Source organism: Candidatus Krumholzibacteriia bacterium (assembly GCA_035268685.1).
Classification (GTDB): domain Bacteria; phylum Krumholzibacteriota; class Krumholzibacteriia; order JAJRXK01; family JAJRXK01; genus JAJRXK01.
Map to the genome: position 1 here is coordinate 18998 of DATFKK010000191.1, position 16502 is coordinate 35499.

Here is a 16502-nt window from a genome sequence, read left to right on the forward strand (position 1 = left end):
CGCCCGGTACGCGCCCCGTCTCCTCGTGAGGCGGGGCGTTTTCGTTGGCTCACGGGCCGGGTCGATCGACCTCCGGCGGAACCGGCAGCCCCTCCCGCTCCATCAGCTTCAGCGCGTTGGTGGTCGGGCACGGGCCCTCGCGCAGCAGGAAGTCGAACTCCATGTGCTGCTCGTGCACTTCCTCGCGGAAGTGGAGATTGCGCACGTCGTCGATGGTGTCGGCCAGGGCGGCCAGCTCGAGATCGTGGGTCGACAACAGGACGACGCCCCGCGACCCGGCCACGTGTTCGATGAACGCGCGGCTCCCCGACCAGCGCTCGCGGTTGTTCGTGCCACGGTAGATCTCGTCGATCAGGCTCAACTGCGGATGTGCGTCCCGATCCTCGAGGCCGCGCAGCAGGGCGGCCAGGCGCCGGACCTCGGCGTAGAAGTACGAGATCCCGTCGTTCACCGAATCGCTCACCTGGATGCAGGTGAACGGTCGCAGCGATCGTAGTCGCAGTGAATCGGCGAGCACCGCGCCCCCCGCGTTCGCCAGCACCACGTTCAGGCCGACCGTCCGCAGGAAGGTGCTCTTGCCCGACATGTTCGAGCCGGTCAGCAACAGCACCCGCCCGAAGCGATCCACGGTGAGGTCGTTGCGCACCACCTGCTGCGGGTGCAGCAGCGGGTGCCCCAGGGCCGATGCCTCGAACACCGACTCCTCGTCGTCGAAGGTCGGGAAGCAGTGGCGGGGGTTCAGGTCGGCGAAGTTCGCCAGCGCGCACAGGGCCTCGAGATCGTGCAGGGCGTCGAGCCAGTGCGGCAGGTGCTCGCGGAGTTCGTCGCGCACCGCCTCCAGCCGCAGCGCGAACCACAGATCCCAGGGAACGACGACGTTCACCAACAACCAGAGCAGCTGATTGGTGCGCAGGGCCGCGCCCCACACCACGTGCTGCGTCCGGCGCAGCATCGCGGCGGGGCGGTGCGCCTCGGTGCGGCGCAACGGAGCCACCACGGGCTCGACCGCGGCGGGCACGGCGCGGTCCTCGAGCCAGCCCAGCACGTGCCGCAGGGGCGTGACGATCTCCTGCAGCTTCAGCGCGTCGTCGAACAGCGGGGCGAGTTCGCGCAGACTGAACACGTAGCCCATGAAGTACAGCGGCACGCTCAACCCCCACCACGGCGGCCAGCCGGCGAACACGGCACCCAGGATCAGCGCCACGTTGCCGGCCGCGAGCAGACCCAGCAGCCCGACGCGCCAGCGCAACGACCGGGTCGGACGCCGATCGCCGATCCACGCCACGAGCCGGTCGGTGTCCCACGATCGCGCGCGCGCGGCGAGCCCGAGCCGCGCCACGAGCGCGAACGAGTCCCGCAGGTGCCGCCGCGGCACGAGCGCGGCCACGCGTTGCTGCCGTCGTTCGACCGTCGCCACGTCGGGCTGGTGGGCGAGCAACCATTCGCCGAGCCGGCGATGGCCTCCGGTCGACACCGTCGTGTCGACCAGGTGCAGGAACGAACGCTCGCCGACCAGGTCGAGATCGTGGGCGAAGGGATGGGCCCCGTCGACCTCGTCGTGGTGCTCCCACGCCAGCGCATCCCATTCGTGGTCGAGCCGCGCTCGCTGGCGGCGTTGCAGGGCCGCCCATTCGGCCCACCGGGTGCGGGCCCGCTCCAGGCGCGCGTGGACGAACACCAGGCCCTGGAATCCCACGAAACCCACCGCACCCAGGCTCCAGGCCACGGCGTCGCCGGCGCGGAAGCCGGCCACGACGACCACCGCCACCGTGGTCAGGAACACCGCCATGCGCGCGTGGCCGAGACGCGCACTGCGCCGGGCCAGCCGGGCGCGGTGGCTCTCGATCCGCGCGAGTCGTCGGTCCAGGCGGGCGACCGCCTCCGCGTGTGCGTCCATGGAACCGATCACGGGGCGGGGGCGTCGGTCACCCACCACTGGTCGACGGCGGCGAAGGGTGTGAGCCACGTGGGCGCGATCCCGCGCAGGCGATCGCGACGCGCCACCAGCGTGGCCGGGTAGTACAGAGGCGTCACGACCTGACGCTCGACGAGCATCTGCTGCATGGCGCGCGCGGCGTCCAGTGCCTCGGCCCGATCGGTGGCATTGACGGCAGTGTCGGCCCAGGTGTCGAAGCGCTCGTCGGAGAAGCCACCGAAGTTGAAGCGTCCGTCGCTGCGGAAGAAGGGGCGGACGTCGGCGTCGACCGGACCGCTGAGCTGCGCGAACAACATCTGGAAGTCGTCACCGCGCACGGCCTGCACCAGCGAGGCGAGTTCGATCGGCCGCAGGACGATCTCGATGCCCACCTCCGCGAGCTGTGCGCGGATCGACGAGGCCACGGCCTCGCGGATCGGATCTCCCGTCACGCTGAGCATGCGGATGCGCAGGGCTTCGTCGTCGCGCGTGCGCACCCCGTCGCCCACGAACCCCGCCTCGTCGAGCAGGGCACGTGCCGCGTCCAGGTCGCGCGCGGTGGGTTCGAGCGACACGTCGTACGCCCAGCTCACCGGCGGCAGGAAGGTCCCCGCCGCCCGCGCGTGGCCGAAGAGCACTCCCCGCACCAGCGCGTCGCGGTCGAGCGCGAGGTCGATGGCGCGGCGCACCCGCACGTCGCCGACGATCGGATCGTCGAGGTCGTACTGCAGGAAGGCGACACTGCGCCCGAACACGCGCTCGATCGCGACGTCGGGCTCGTCCTGCAGGTTCGCCGCCTGGTTCACGGGCAGCGCGGCCACCAGGTCGGCCTCGCCGGTGCGCAACTGCAAGGCGCGGACGGCGGCGTCGGGCACGACGACGACTTGGATCCGGTCGAGGCGCCCGGCCGGCCCCGGATGGTGGGGATTGCGCTCGAGCACCAGGCGATCGTCCTGTTCCCAGCTCGCCAAGCGGTAGAAGCCGAGCGTGACCGGGGCCCGCCCCACGCTCCACGCCGACGGATCGTCGCGATCGAATCCCTCGATCACGTGCGCCGGCAACACGATGTGGGCGAGCAACGCGATCGGATCGCCGGGCGCCGACGCGAAGTCGATCCGCACGGTCCCGTCGTCGACCGCCACCACCCCTTCGATCGGATCCAGCCGCGCCCGCTGCGGATACGCCACCCCGGGGTCGCGGTAGAGGTCGAAGCTCGCCACCACGTCGTCGGCGGTGAAGGGCTCGCCGTCGGACCAGCGCAGCGTGGTGTCGAGGGTCAGCGTGACCTGCATCCCGTCATCGGCGACCGTCCACCCCGTGGCCAGCCCCGGCTGCCAGTCGCCGGTGTCCGGATCGAGCCGGACGAGGCCCGGCTGCAGCATGGCGAACACCCGCGCCGCCTGGGCCGTGGTCATGCGCACGGGGTTGAAGGTCCGCGGATCGGCGTCGAGCGCGACGACGGCGACGCCTCCGGTTCGCGGCTCGTCCGACGTCGCGGTGCGTTCACGATCCCCGCAGCCGACGAGCAGAAGGACGACCCACACGCCCAGCAACATGGATTTCATGGACGAAGACTCCGGTGGAGGACTCGGGACTCAGCGCGACTCGCTCGGTCCCGCCGCGTTGCCCGGCGGCGGTTCGGGCGCGAGGCGATCCCAGTAGGCCTGCTCCTCGCGGTCCATCTCGCGCAACCGGCGACGGTTCCTGAGTTTCGTACGGACCAGCCCGACGAGGAAGAGCAGGGACATGCCGAAGAACAGCGTGCTGGCCCCGGCGATCGCCGCGATCCAACCGTAACGCCCCCGCAGGCTCGACGACAGCTCCGTCTCGAACTCCGCGATCCGGATCCCGAGCAACGATTCGAAGGCCTCGCGGAAGCTCTGCCGCCGCACGGTCTCCTCGACGAGGGTCACCCAGCCGCCGCGATCGGCCAGGCGCTCGTCGATCTCGCCGAGGGCCTGCAGGCTGATCCGGTAGGCGAGTTCGGCGCGCGCGCCGCCGGCCGGGAAACGCGTCACCAGTTCCGACAGCCGTGGCAGCGCGCCGGCCGAGGCAACCTGCACGAGGGCGAGCGTGTCACCGAATCCCCACTCGGCGGCCTGGTGCTGCGCCACCCCCTCGACGAACCACGTGGGCGGACGCAGACCCTGCAGCTTCTGACCGAGGTAGACGTGCGAGATCTCGTGGCGGAGCACCACGTCGAGCGGTTTCCGCCCGGCGGTGATCGCGCCCACGTTCAGCGCGATGGGGCCGTCGGGCCAGTTCGCGTAGCCGACGCCCCACTCGGGCAGCAGCCCCCGCGCCCAGCGCGTGAAGCTGCGGTCGTGCATGAGGTACACGGCCACCGGTTCGGGCTGCAGGCGCAGTTCGTCGGCGATGGAGCGCGCCGCCGGAACCCAGGATCGTGCGATCCGTTCCGCCGCGCCCTCCAGACCGGCCTCGGCCAGGATCCGCGCCGGCGGGTCGGACACGTCGACGACCACCGGAAAGGGATCGCTCCGGTCGCTGCCCTGCGCCATCGCCGCCGGGGCGATGGTCGCGAGCAGCAGGGCTGCGACGACGAGCCTCAAGGCGATGTCCCGATCGGTTCGGCGAGTGCGCGTCGCACGAACGACAGGATGTCACTCCACGCTGCTCGGGTGTCGGCGAGCTCTTCGACGGAGCGAGTCTCGGGATCGTCCCAGTACAGGAAACCGTGTCCACCGTGTTCGTACACCCGCAGCGCGTCGCCCCGCCGGCCGCGGCCGGCCAGGGCCGAAGCCATGACCCGCGCCTGCGGCTCGGGTACGATCGGATCGCGCGCACCCTGCACCAGGAGGATCGGGGCCGGACACAGGTCGTCGAGCACGTTCAGCGCGTGGCGTTCGGAGAAGGCCTCGGGCCGGTCGCCCGGACCGTCGCCGTAGACCTTCAGACTCAAGGGGTCGCGCACGTCGAAGTCGTCGTCCAGCAGGTGCTGGTACCACTTGTAGATGTCCATGACGCCGTAGGCGGCCACCACCGCCCGCACCGGGCCACACATCTCCGGCCGCGCGGCGGCCAGCACCGAGATCAGCGCTCCGTGACTGGTCCCCATCAACACGAAGTGACCTGGACGGATGCCGGGGTGGTGACGCAGTTCGAGCACGGCGTGCACCACGTCGTCGACCTCGCCGCGGGCGATCTCGATCTCACCCTCGCTGTCGTCCTCGCCACGGTAGCTGGGCGCGAACACCACGAAGCCCTGCTTCGCCAGCCAGCGCGCCTTGGCCCGGGTGCCCTCGGTCACCCCGCCGACACCGCCGTGGTTGAACACCACGCAGGGTTCGACGTCCTGCTCTCCGAAGGGGTGGACGAACAGCCAGCCGGTGACCATGAGATCGCCGGAGGGGTAGCGGACGTAGGCCTGCTCGACCCGGTCGATCATCTCGTGCTCGAGGATCTCGAAGCGGGGCTCGGGCACGTCGACGGCCGCACCCGCGGTCGCGCTCGCCCAGAGCACCAACGCCAGGACACAAGGCAGTTGGCCGGGGCACCACCGAGGGGCTAGGCTGCCGACATGGATCACGATTCCCACGACTCCTCCGCTCTCGACACCGCGGCACGGACCGCGATCGACGCGCTCGTGCCGCACCTCGGCCCCGAGGCCCGGGTCGGCGTGCTGAGCGGCGCCGGGATCTCGGCGGCCAGCGGCATTCCGACCTTCCGTGGCGACGACGGTCTCTGGAAGAACGCCCGCGCCGAGGATCTCGCCACCCCCGAGGGATTCGCCGCCGACCCCGAGCTCGTGTGGGAATGGTACGGCTGGAGGCGCGACCGCATCCGGGCCGCCTCCCCCAACGCTGCCCACCACGCGCTCGTGGAGCTGGCGCGTCGCGTGGCATCGCTCGACGTGCTGACCCAGAACGTCGACGGCCTCCACGCCTCGGCCCTCGCGGCGACCCACGATCCGCCGCCCATGCCCGTCGTCGAGCTCCACGGCAGCATCTGGCGTCTACGCTGCACGGGCTGCGGCCGCGAGGCCGAGGACCAACGCCCCGGCCCGGCCCCCGGAGAGCTGCCGACCTGCGAATGCGGAGCGCTGCTGCGCCCGGCCGTCGTGTGGTTCGGCGAGTCGCTCGATCCCGACGCGCTGGAACGCGCGGCCGACGCGGCGATCCGCAGCGACGTCTTCCTGGTCGTGGGGACCAGCGCGCTGGTCTACCCGGCGGCTTCCTACGGTGCCATCGCCCGGCAACACGGGGCGTACGTGGTCGAATTCAACCTCGAGGCCACGGGCACGACCGGCGGCGGCGCGGGCGCCGTGCACGCTCCGGCCGAGGTGGCCCTGCCGGCGCTGGTCGAGCGGATCGATCGTGAGCGGGGCGTGCAGTGATCCGCGCGGCGATGATCGTGCTCGTGCTGCTGCCGGCCACGGTCGCATTCGCCCAGCTCCTCGACGCCCGCACCATGGCCACCGGTGGCACCGCCCTGGGTCGCCCCACCGCCGACGTGTTCCGCGTGAATCCGGCCTACCGCGCCGTCCCGTCGCGCGAGCCCGTGGGAGAGCGGTCGATCCCGCTGCCGATCGGACTGCTCGACGCCGAGGTCCCCACCTTCGACCCCGACGACGACGACTTCGAGTTGACCGCGGCCGCCGACTTCCTCTGGAACATCCCGTGGTCGGTCCAGATCGGTCGCCCGGATCCGCTGTCGGGCGACGTCGGCCTGGGGATCGCGCAGAACGCCGTGACCATCGACCTGAAGGACGCCCGCGAGGCCGTTCCCGACGAAGAGGTCCGCGGAGGCGACCACCGCACGCTCTTCGAGGTCGGCCGCACCTACGACCTGGGGCCGCGCTACGGCACCGTCCACGTGGCCCCGCTGCAGGTCTTCGTGGCCGACCAGATCGAGGTCGACATCGACGACTCGCTGATCGGGGTCCTGCGCGACGGCGACCCCATCGTCGGCGGCCGACGCTACGGACTCGACGCCCGGGGGATCGCCCAGACCGGCTTCTCGAGCGCCATCGCCTACGCCCGCGAGATCCCCCTCCCGGGTGGCCGTGCCGAGGCCGGCGACGACTGGCTCGAGTCCCACTGGGAGCGCGAACGGGACCGTCCGCGGCTGTGGGTGGGCGTCGGCGTGCGCCGGATCTTCGGGCTGGCCCACGTGGATCTCGACACCCGCTCGACCCTGGTGGGCGAGGACCCCATCCTGGGCGACGACGGATCCTTCGACGTCGAGCTCGACTCCGAACTCCGCCACTCCACCCCACGCGGTCTGACCGGATGGGGGCACGCCTGGGCCGTGGACCTCGGCGCGGTCCTGCGTTGGCGCGACTTCGAGTTCGGCGCCGGCGTGGCCGACCTCTTCGCCGATCCCACGTGGAGCCGCACGCGGATCGAACGCTACGCCTACGACTCCGACACCGACGCGTTGATCGACACCACCGTCGCCCGCAGTGCCGAGGTCGAGACTCCGTTGCCGGCGAGCTGGCGCCTGGACGCGATCCACCGCGACGGCCGTCGGCGTACCCTGGGCGCGTCGCTCGAGCACGGCCCGGGCGGCACCTCTCTGCACGCGGGGGTGGAATCCTGGGTCCGTCCCTCGATCGCACTCCGCGCGGGAACCGAACTCGACCCACGCGGCATGCTCCAGTTCGGTACCGGCGTGGGCGTGCGTCTGGCCTCGGTGGGCTTCGACCTCGGAGCTCGCACCCACGCACGCAACCTGCGCGGCGACCGTGTCCTGGAGATCGGTCTGTCGCTCGTACTGGGGGCCCGCCCCCGGGAAGGACTCTGATCCATGCCGATCGTTCGTCGGACCGCGCTCGTCGTGGCGGTCGTCACCGGACTGGCCTGCAGCGGCGGAGACGTCACCCTCGACGTCGACCTGCTCAGCTTCCTGACCGACTCGGGCGCACGTCCCGATCCACGGGCCGATTACGCGCTCCCGGCCCCGACGACCGATCTGCTCCTGCGCGGGGTGGAAATCGTCGCACCGACCGAGGCCCGCCTGCTCGAGGTCATCGACGACCTGACGGTCGTGCGCGAAGGCACGCTCTTCTACGAGATCGAGGCGGCCAACCGGAAGGGCAGTGCCGATGCCACCGTCGAGATCCGCCTGGCCAGCAGTCGCGACGCACTCGACGCGGCGGAGAGCATCGTCGACGGGATCGACCTCGCGCTGCTTCCCGGAGAGACCACGAGCGCCGACGGACGAGTGGCGCTGAGCGACGAACAGGTCGCCCTCTTCGCGAACGATCGCGTGTGGATGGCGGTCGACGCCGATCTACGGATCGGTGCGGCGACCGCTCCCGACGACTCGGTCGCCGGCCGGTTCCGGCTCCGCGGACTCGACGTCCGGGTGGTCGCGCGCGAGGACTTCTTCTGATCGCTCGGGCAAGGGTTCGTCGACCGTCGCGTCGTCGACCGTCGCGTCGTCGATCTCGGCCAGATGGGCGGCGGCGACCGTCTCGTCGACCCCCTCGAGGTGTTCGCCGTCGCCGCGCCGCGGCTGGGGCCCGACCCGCCCCGGCAGGACGAGGTAGAAGGCCATTCCCAGATCGTCGACCGGCCGCACCTCGACACAGCCCCCGTGGTAGTTCAGCACGTAGTTCGCGATCGGCAGCGAGAGCCCGCTGCCCCGCTGGTGATTGTCGATGTCGTGGGTCAGTTCGAAACGTTCGAACAACTGATCGACGCGTTCGGGCGGAATGATGGGCCCGGTGTTGAACACGCGCAGCGCACGCCACCGCATGGTCGATTCGGGACGTTCGACCCCGCGCGAAGTCATCATGCGCGGAAGGTCCCCGTCCGGATCCTCGAGGATGCGTTCGACCAGCTCGATCACCACGCGCCCTTCGGTGCGATTGTGGCGCACCGCGTTGTGCAGGACCTTCTCCAGCCCCACCTGCATCAGGGTCCAGTCGCCGTGCACGAGGAACTCGCGCTGGGCATCGGCCCGGTTCTCGACCAGGACACCCTGCTGCCGCCAGTAGGATTCCAGTTCGCCGAGCTTGCTCCGCAGCAGACCGGTGAGCGAGAACATCTCGAAGCTCGACTGGGAGCGATTCGCCTGCAGCGAGGCCATGAGGATGGCGTCGTTCATGAAGCCCGCGAGTCGCCGAGCACTGTCGTGGACGATCTCGATGAACTCCGATTCCATCTCGCTGCGCTGGTCGCGGAACTCCTCGCGCAGGAACTCCACACCGCCGAGGATCGAGGTCAGGGGCGTGCGCACCTCGTGCGAGACCAGAGCGAGGAAACTGTCCTTCATGGCCTCGACGTCCTCGACCTCGCGCAGGGCCTCGGCCAGCCGCTCGCTCTGGCCGCGCAGGGCCACGTGCGTGGTGTGGAGGTCGCTGATCATCGTGTTGAAGGAGCGCGCCAGGTCCGCGAGTTCGGCGGGACCGGTCACGGGCAGACGTTGGGAAAGGTCGCCCGTGGCGACGGTGCGCATGGTCTTCGACAGGCGTGAGATCGGCACGGTCACGTCGCGCGACAACCGATGCACGACGACGAAGACCACGAGCAGGACCGCGGCGATCGAACCCAGGACCACGCTCCTCCAGGCGGCGTAGGGCCCCAGGGCCACATCGCGCGGTACGGCGTGCACGATCGACAGCCCGAGCTCCGGGTCGTGGTGCCGCGCGCGGAACCAGCGACCGCCGTCGGCGCCCGCACCCACGCCGGGATCCGCTCCGGGCATCGCGCCGGCGCCCGTCAAGAATCCCCGCCCGCTGTCGTCGCTCAGGATCGTGGTGGCGCCCCCGACCGTGCCCAGGTTCCCCAGGGCGATCGAGCAGGTCCCGGGCCGCATCCGCGCGCCGACCACGGTGCGCCCGTCGCGCGAGGCGCGCACCAGCCAGACGTGGTGCTCGTCGCCGCGCTCCTCCACTCCCACCGCCGGCTCGTCCGCGGCCCCAGGACCTCGGCGGCCAGCACTTCCGAGTTCGGTGACGACGGCGAGGAATCGTCCGCCGTCGGGCCGGCGATCCACGATGAAGCGGGCGCCGTCCCGATGGACGATCCAGGGAATCGAAGGGTCCTCGCCGTCGCTCAGCCGCACGACGTCGACGATCTCGGGCCAGGTACGGAGCACGGTGGTCGCGCGTTCGTTCCAGGTGCGGCGCCGGGTCGTCGAGTCGGGCCGCGCGGCGACCTCGTCGGCCACGGCGGCCAGACCCGTGGCCATCGCGTTCAGGCGTGCGGTCAGCGGGCGGGCCCGGGCCTCCAGGCGCAGCTCCATGCGCTCGTCGAACCACGACTCGTAGGCCGGAGCGACCAGGGCCCGCTCCGCGAGCCACAGACCGCCGACGACGAGCAACACCGGCGGCAACACCACCAGGGCCACTCGACGTTCCAGTGTGAGCCTTCCGCCCGATAGCATGCGGTGCGTCCCCACGATCTTCCCCGAAGGAGATCCGTCCGAATCCGGCCGGCGGATCCGCCGCGTCGGAGTGGGGATCGGCCGATCATCCCCGAACCTTGACGCCACTTCCGGTTCCGGCGTGGTTCCGATCAGCGCTCGATGCCGACGGCGGCCCCGGAGGGTTCCACGTGGTCCAGGAGGGCGCGGAGTTCGTCGTGGCGGAGAGGTCCGCTGACGGTCGTATCGGCGCCGGCGGCCAGACAGCGGTCGATGGACAGCGTGTCGTGGCGGCGGCAGACCCCGACCACCGGTGTGTGCCGACCACGGCCGTCGGCACGGCGGATCGCCTCGATCACCCGGCTACGGCCGGTGCGCTCGGACTCGTCGCTGAGCAGGACGAGGTCGAAGGGGCCGTCGCGGTCGGCCACGGACACCACGTCGCTGGCGTCGGCCGAGACGGCACGGCAGCCCAGGCGTTGCAGAGCCAGTCCGGTGAGGCGTCGCGACAGAGGCTCGTCGTCGACCACGAGCACCCGTGCCGATGGAGTCCGCGAGCCAGGCGTGCCGCTCTCGGCGTGGTCCGGGTCCATCGCGCCCACGCGGTTCACCAGTTCGGTCCGCAGTCGGTCGCGATGGACGGGTTTGGCCAGCGTCGGCAGGCGATCGGAACGGGGCCGCCGTCCGAAGGGCACGAGCAGATGGATCCGGTCGGCGAGCCCCGCGGGCAGCGCGTCGACCCACGCATCGGGGTCGAAGTCGTCGAGGGTCTGGTCGACGAGCACGCAGTCGTAGCTCCAGTCGTCCTCGGCCGCGGCGCCGATCATGGACCTGGCCTCGTCGGCCGTCGCGGCCAGGTCCACCAGCGCGGCCATGTCGCGCAACTGCCGCTCCAGGACCACCGCCATGGTCGGTCGATCCTCCACCACGAGCACCCGTGCTCCCGGACACGGCTCGACCGGTGCCGGATGGGCGTCGGGAACGTCGACCGGTCCGAAGGGCAGCGTGCACCAGAACGATCGGCGTTCGTCGGGGTCGATCTCCATACCGGCCGCACCACCGAGCACCTGGACCAGACGGTGGGCCAGGGCGAGCCCGACCGCACCCGGAGCCGGCTCGCCGCCCAGGACCTCGTCGCCGTGCAGATAGGGTCCGAAGCGAGCCTCGAGCTGTCGGGCGGTCAGTGCCCACTCGGTGGCGTGGACCTCGAACCGGACCTCCCAGCGACGGTCGCTGCTCATCACGCTGCGCACCGTGAGCAGGACCTCGCCCCCTTCGGTCGAGCGCACGGCCTGGGCCAGGAGTTGCACGAGGATCTGCCGGGTCCTCGCCTCGTCCCCCGCGAGCGTCGGCGGCAGGATTCCGTCGACGTGCACGGCCACCTCGTCGTCGCGCGCGTGGGCGGCCTGCGACACCAGGTCCGCCACGCCCTCGGCCAGATCACCCACGGAGAAGGGACGGATCTCCACGGGAAGGTTCCCCGCCTCCACCCGTTCGAAGTCGAGCAGGTCCTCGACGCACTGCGCCGCTCGTCCCATCGAGCGGCGGGCCTCGTCCAGTCGTGATCCCACCGATCCGTCGACGGCGCCGGCGAGGTCCTCGAGGATCTCACCGACGCGCCGTAGCGGACCACGCACCTCGTCGGCCAGCGCGGCCAGCGCATGACTGCGCATCCGCCGAGCCCGGTCCGAGGCGCGGTCGGCCGCCTCAACCCGTCCCTCGGCCAGGTGTTCGCGCGTGATGTCCCGCGCGAGCACGACGATCGCCTCGACGTCGCCCCGGTCGTCGAGCAACGGCGTGCGGTCGACCCGCGCCCATCGCGGCTCCCCGTCGGGCCCCACGCGTTCCTCGAGTTCTCCGATCAGTGCATCGCGCGTCTCGATGACCTCGAGATCGCGCCGGTAGCTCCGTGCAGCATTCTCGGGATCGAGTTCCCAGAGGAAGCGGTTCTCGATGGAGGACGCCGGCAGCCCGAGTTCCCGCGCCGCCGTGAGGTTGGCCCGCAGAATTCGGTTGTCGCGATCCTTCACCCAGAGCGCAGCCGGGACCAGATCGAGGACCCGTTGTTCCTGTTCCCGGAGACGGCGGGCGGTGTCGGCGACCGCCTCGTGCTCGGCCCGGTCGCGGCGGGCCGTTTCGGCCTCTTCGTCGTGAGCGAGGACCGTGGAGACGAGATGGGCCAGAGCCTCGAGCAGCTCGACGTCCGCGGCGGTGAAGGCGCGCTGTCCGGCCTCGCTGGCCACGCACAGAACGCCGACCACCGTGTCGGCGGCGCGCACGGGAACGCCCACCAGGGCCTGCGCACCGTCGGCCGAGACGTCGATGCCTCGCCCGGTCCACGAATCGTGGTCCTCGACGACGACGGGCGCCGCCGTACTCCAGACCTGGCCCACCAGACCCGTCCCGGGTTCGAAACGACGGCCGGATGCTCCGTCGAACAGGCCGTCTCCACCCACCAACCGCATGGTCGCCCCACCGTCGTCGAGCCGGGCGACGAAACCGTGGTCCACGCCGACCGTCGCCCGCGCGGCGACGAGCAACGCGGGCAGGACCTCGTCCGGACTGCGGCGCTCGGCCACGGCCCTCGAGGCCAGCGTCAGGGCCCGGAGCAGGGGACGCGGAAGCGACGACCGCTCGTCGCGCCCCGGCTGGGCCGTTCCCGCCGCCGGTGGTCGATTTCCGATCGTGCGCGACCGCGCGAGGTCCATGGAATCGTTCCGATCCGCCGGATTCCACCCTCCCGGGGGACGGTGGCGGCACGGGGAGCAAGGCGCGGAGAAAGAGTGCAAAGCCGGGGCCAACACACCGGAAGGAGGCATTGCTCCGGCTTTCCACTATGCTGCCGCGGAACCGAGATCCCAGGAGGCCGACCGATGACCACCGCGATCCCACCCCGCACCGAGATCCCCGACGAACTCCGCTGGAACCTCGCCGACATCTGCTCCGGCTGGGACGAGTGGGAGGAGGGCGTGCGCGAGCTCGAGCGACGGGTCGAGGACTTCGCTCGACGGCGCGGGACGCTCGGCGAGGGACCCGAGTCCCTGCACGCCGCTCTCGCCGCCCACGACGAGCTCGAGGTGCTGGCCCACCGGGTGTGGTGGTACCCGTCGCTGATGCACGACGAGGACCTGCGCCGCAACGACATCGAGGAACGCAAGCAGCGCGTGCAGATCGTCCTGGCACGGGCCGACACCGAGAGCGCGTGGCTGCGCCCCGAGATCCTCGCCCTGGGCGAGGACACCGTCCGTCGCTGGCTCGGCGAACACGACGCCCTGTCGCTGTACCGCTTCCTGCTCGAGGACCTCTTCCGCCAGCAGGAGCACGTGCTCGACGAGCCCCGCGAAACGCAGTTGAGTTACGCGAGTCGTCTCGGATCGACTCCGTCCGACGCCTACACCATGCTCAGCACCGCCGACGTCGAGTGGCCCACGATCGAACTCACCTCGGGCGAGTCGGTGAAGCTGACCTACGGCACCTACCATCACCTGCTGCAGACCGCACGGGAGCAGGACGACCGCCGCCGGGCCTTCGAAGCCCTCTACGGCACGTTCACCCGGCACCGGAACACCTACTCCAGCCTCTACGCCGGGGTCTGCCAACGCGACTGGTTCGTCGCCCGCTCGCGTGGCTACGCCTCCACGCTCGAGGCCGCACTGCACGGCAACGACATCCCGACGACCGTGGTCGAGAACCTGATCGCGACCACGCGCGAGGGTGTCGCTCCACTGCGCCGCTACTACGGTCTTCGCAAGCGTGCGCTGGGCCTGGACCATATCCATCTGTACGACGGCATGGTGCCCCTGCTGGACGACGACCGCCGTTACTCGTGGAAGCAGGCGACGAAGCACGTGCTCGACTCGGTCGCGCCGCTCGGTGACGAGTACGCCGCGCTCATGCACGAAGCCTTCGAGGGCCGCTGGATCGACGTGCTCGAGAACGAGGGCAAACGCAACGGGGCCTACAGCGCACCGGTCTACGGCGTGCACCCCTACGTGCTGATGAACTACAAGGACACGCGCAGCGACCTGTTCACCCTGGCTCACGAGATGGGCCACAGCCTGCACACCGTGCTCAGCCACCGCAGCCAGCCCTACGTGTACTCGGGCTACACGATCTTCGTGGCCGAGGTCGCCAGTACATTGAACGAAGCCCTGCTGCTCGACCTGCTCATGGAACGCACCAACGATCCGCGCGAGCGGGTGCTCCTGCTGCAGCACGCGATCGACAGCATCGCGGCGACCTTCTACACACAGGTCATGTTCGCCGACTTCGAGTTGCAGGCACACCGGCGCGTGGAACACGACGAACCGCTGACCGCCGACTCGCTCGACGATCTCTACGCCTCGATCATGGGCGACTTCTACGGTGACGCCGTCGTGCACGACGATGCCTATCGCAGCACCTGGGCGCGGATCCCGCACCTGTACCGCTCGCCCTACTACGTGTACCAGTACGCGACCTGCTTCGCGTCGGCGGCCACTCTGAAGCGTGAGATCAGCGCCGGCGACGGCGGCCGAGCCGCCGTCGATCGCTATCTCGAGTTGCTGCGGTCGGGCGGCAGTGCCCACCCCATGGATCAGCTGCGCCGCGCCGGGGTCGATCTCGGCCGCCCCGAGCCCGTGGCGGCGGTGGTCGCGCAACTCGACGACCTGGTCACCCAGCTCGAGTCCGAACTGGACGCGCTCGACCGATGATTCCGGTGTAACCCCGATCGCGGTTCGAGCGTCCGTTGCGTGTGTGCCGAAGCCGTGGCCGTTCCTCGCGGAGGTCCGCCGTGTTCCGAACCGTCGTCTCCATGTTCTGTCTCGCCCTTCTCGTGCCCCGGCCCGTCGCCGCGAACTCCCTCGACCTGGGCGTGGCCGACACCGGGATCTCGTTCGGCGACTCCCCGCGTTGGACCGGGATCCGCGTGAACCTGGTCGACGAGCAGGTCGAGCACGTCCGCGGACTGAACCTCACGTTGTGGCGACCGTCGGACCGGGTCGGCGGTCGGATCACCGGAATCGGAATCGGTCCCTACGGACCGCGCGCCGACGAGCTGACCGGACTGCACGCCGGCCTGTGGACCGTGCACGCGAATCGCGGGTTCGACGGCATCGGCTTCGGACTGGCCGGTGTCTCGACCGGCTCCGACGGCACCCATCGGCGCGGCTCGGGAGCGATGCGCGGTCTCGTGGTCGGCGGCGTCGGTCTGGCCTCGGCGGGCGACCTGACCGGCGTGGCCGTGGGCGGCCTCGGCGCGAACGTGGGCGACGACCTGACCGGGATCGCCATCGGGGGCCTGGGCATGAACGTGGGCGGAACGGCGCGCGGCCTGGTCCTGGCCGGACTCGGCGCGAACGTCGCCGGCGACCTGACCGGCGGAGCGGCAGCCGGACTCGGCTTCAACGTGGGCGGAGACGCCCGTGGCCTGATGGCCACCGGTCTCGGCAGCAACGTGGACGGAAGCATCACCGGTGGATCGCTCGCCGTGCTCGGCAATGCCGTCGGACGCGATCTGCACGGAGTGGCGTTGGCGGGCGTCGGGACCGGCGTCGGCCGCGACGCGACGGGTGTCGTGGTGACCGGCGTCGGCTACAGCATCAGTCGCGACTTCACCGGGATCAGCGCCGCTCTGGTCGGCGGCGCGACCGGGGGACGTCTCACCGGGCTGCACGTCGCCGGGGTGGGAATCCATGCCCGCGAGACGCGCGCGATCACCGTCACCCTGGGCGGCACCCGCGGCGAGATCATGCGCGGGGCGACCCTGGGCGCCTACAACCGCTTCGACGAATCGACGACCGGCCTGGCCATCGGCCTGGTCAACGTCACGGACGAACTGCGCGGGGTGCAGATCGGACTGTTGAACATCGTCCGCGAACGTGATGGCTGGAATCGAATACTGCCCATTCTGAACGTGGGACGTTAGGATCGCAGGACGCCCCCGAGACCCCTCCCGGTGGAGGACCTGCGAATGACCGTCCGCTTCGGCCTGATCGGCCCCGGCAGGATCGCCGACCGTCGCCTCGCTCCCGCCCTGCGACACGTCGAGGGCGCGCAGCTGTGGTCGGTGCTGAGCCGCGACCCCGAACGCGCCGCCGCCTTCGCGCACGAACACGAGGCCGCGGCGGCGCAACCGACACCGGCCACGCTCGACACGATGCTCGCCGACGACGAACTCGATGCGGTGATCGTCGCCACGCCCGACAAGCTGCACGCCGAGCAGGCCGTGGCCGCCGCGCGCGCGGGCAAGCACGTATTCGTCGAAAAACCCATG

General features: G+C 70.9%; 12 protein-coding genes. 6 read left to right on the plus strand and 6 right to left on the minus strand.

The features are described from left to right. Positions 1-49 precede the first annotated feature (49 nt). Genes VKA86_18535 through VKA86_18550 form a run of 4 tightly spaced genes read right to left on the minus strand, consistent with a single transcriptional unit; the run spans position 50 to position 5471 of the window. On the minus strand, positions 50-1897 hold the full coding sequence (locus VKA86_18535) for a hypothetical protein (GenBank protein ID HKK73203.1): 1848 nt from the start codon (positions 1895-1897) through the stop codon (positions 50-52). Positions 1898-1905: 8 nt separating this feature from the next. Beyond that, positions 1906-3480: an ABC transporter substrate-binding protein gene (locus VKA86_18540; GenBank protein ID HKK73204.1), complete on the minus strand. Its 1575-nt coding sequence runs from the start codon at positions 3478-3480 to the stop codon at positions 1906-1908. Between the two features lie 30 nt (positions 3481-3510). After that, the gene (locus VKA86_18545; protein ID HKK73205.1) at positions 3511-4485 is read right to left on the minus strand and encodes a hypothetical protein; all 975 of its coding nucleotides are present in this window, start codon (positions 4483-4485) and stop codon (positions 3511-3513) included. Then, complete coding sequence (locus VKA86_18550) at positions 4482-5471, minus strand: alpha/beta fold hydrolase (protein ID HKK73206.1); 990 nt, start codon at positions 5469-5471, stop codon at positions 4482-4484. Before VKA86_18550 ends, VKA86_18545 begins: the two co-directional genes overlap by 4 nt. Between VKA86_18550 and VKA86_18555 the strand changes: the two genes are divergently transcribed. From VKA86_18555 to VKA86_18565, 3 genes are read left to right on the plus strand one after another with little or no spacing between them, the layout of a single operon-like run. After that, a complete protein-coding gene (locus VKA86_18555; GenBank protein ID HKK73207.1) occupies positions 5454-6269 on the plus strand; it encodes an NAD-dependent deacylase in 816 nt (271 codons plus the stop codon). The genes VKA86_18550 and VKA86_18555 overlap by 18 nt on opposite strands. Continuing rightward, the gene (locus tag VKA86_18560) at positions 6266-7678 is read left to right on the plus strand and encodes a hypothetical protein (protein HKK73208.1); all 1413 of its coding nucleotides are present in this window, start codon (positions 6266-6268) and stop codon (positions 7676-7678) included. Before VKA86_18555 ends, VKA86_18560 begins: the two co-directional genes overlap by 4 nt. A gap of 3 nt (positions 7679-7681) precedes the next feature. Further along, positions 7682-8269: a hypothetical protein gene (locus tag VKA86_18565; protein HKK73209.1), complete on the plus strand. Its 588-nt coding sequence runs from the start codon at positions 7682-7684 to the stop codon at positions 8267-8269. Here VKA86_18565 and VKA86_18570 read toward each other — a convergent pair. Together VKA86_18570 and VKA86_18575 are read right to left on the minus strand one after the other, a co-directional pair. Further along, positions 8168-10267 carry a HAMP domain-containing sensor histidine kinase gene (locus tag VKA86_18570; protein ID HKK73210.1) on the minus strand — a complete coding sequence of 700 codons (2100 nt, stop codon included), beginning with the start codon at positions 10265-10267 and terminating at the stop codon, positions 8168-8170. The two genes, VKA86_18565 and VKA86_18570, sit on opposite strands and share 102 nt — an antisense overlap. A gap of 131 nt (positions 10268-10398) precedes the next feature. After that, entirely contained in the window at positions 10399-12954 is a 2556-nt protein-coding gene (locus VKA86_18575) for a GAF domain-containing protein (GenBank protein ID HKK73211.1), read from the minus strand. 165 nt (positions 12955-13119) lie between these two features. On the opposite strand from VKA86_18575, the gene pepF reads away from it, so the two are divergent. From pepF to VKA86_18590, 3 genes are all read left to right on the plus strand, one after another. Next, positions 13120-14940, plus strand: coding sequence for an oligoendopeptidase F (gene pepF / locus VKA86_18580; protein ID HKK73212.1), 1821 nt, complete (start codon positions 13120-13122; stop codon positions 14938-14940). An 80-nt stretch (positions 14941-15020) separates the two neighbouring features. Continuing rightward, on the plus strand, positions 15021-16154 hold the full coding sequence (locus tag VKA86_18585) for a hypothetical protein (GenBank protein HKK73213.1): 1134 nt from the start codon (positions 15021-15023) through the stop codon (positions 16152-16154). Between the two features lie 45 nt (positions 16155-16199). After that, on the plus strand, positions 16200-16502 hold a 303-nt coding region (locus VKA86_18590; GenBank protein HKK73214.1), incomplete at its 3' end, for a Gfo/Idh/MocA family oxidoreductase.

What these genes read in the sequence shown, in the direction of transcription:
- VKA86_18555 (HKK73207.1), top strand. Translation starts at nt 5,454, where the DNA reads ATGGATCACGATTCCCACGACTCCTCCGCTCTCGACACCGCGGCACGG.
- VKA86_18570 (HKK73210.1), bottom strand. Translation starts at nt 10,267, where the DNA reads ATGCTATCGGGCGGAAGGCTCACACTGGAACGTCGAGTGGCCCTGGTG.
- pepF (HKK73212.1), top strand. Translation starts at nt 13,120, where the DNA reads ATGACCACCGCGATCCCACCCCGCACCGAGATCCCCGACGAACTCCGC.
- VKA86_18575 (HKK73211.1), bottom strand. Translation starts at nt 12,954, where the DNA reads ATGGACCTCGCGCGGTCGCGCACGATCGGAAATCGACCACCGGCGGCG.
- VKA86_18565 (HKK73209.1), top strand. Translation starts at nt 7,682, where the DNA reads ATGCCGATCGTTCGTCGGACCGCGCTCGTCGTGGCGGTCGTCACCGGA.
- VKA86_18540 (HKK73204.1), bottom strand. Translation starts at nt 3,480, where the DNA reads ATGAAATCCATGTTGCTGGGCGTGTGGGTCGTCCTTCTGCTCGTCGGC.
- VKA86_18535 (HKK73203.1), bottom strand. Translation starts at nt 1,897, where the DNA reads ATGGACGCACACGCGGAGGCGGTCGCCCGCCTGGACCGACGACTCGCG.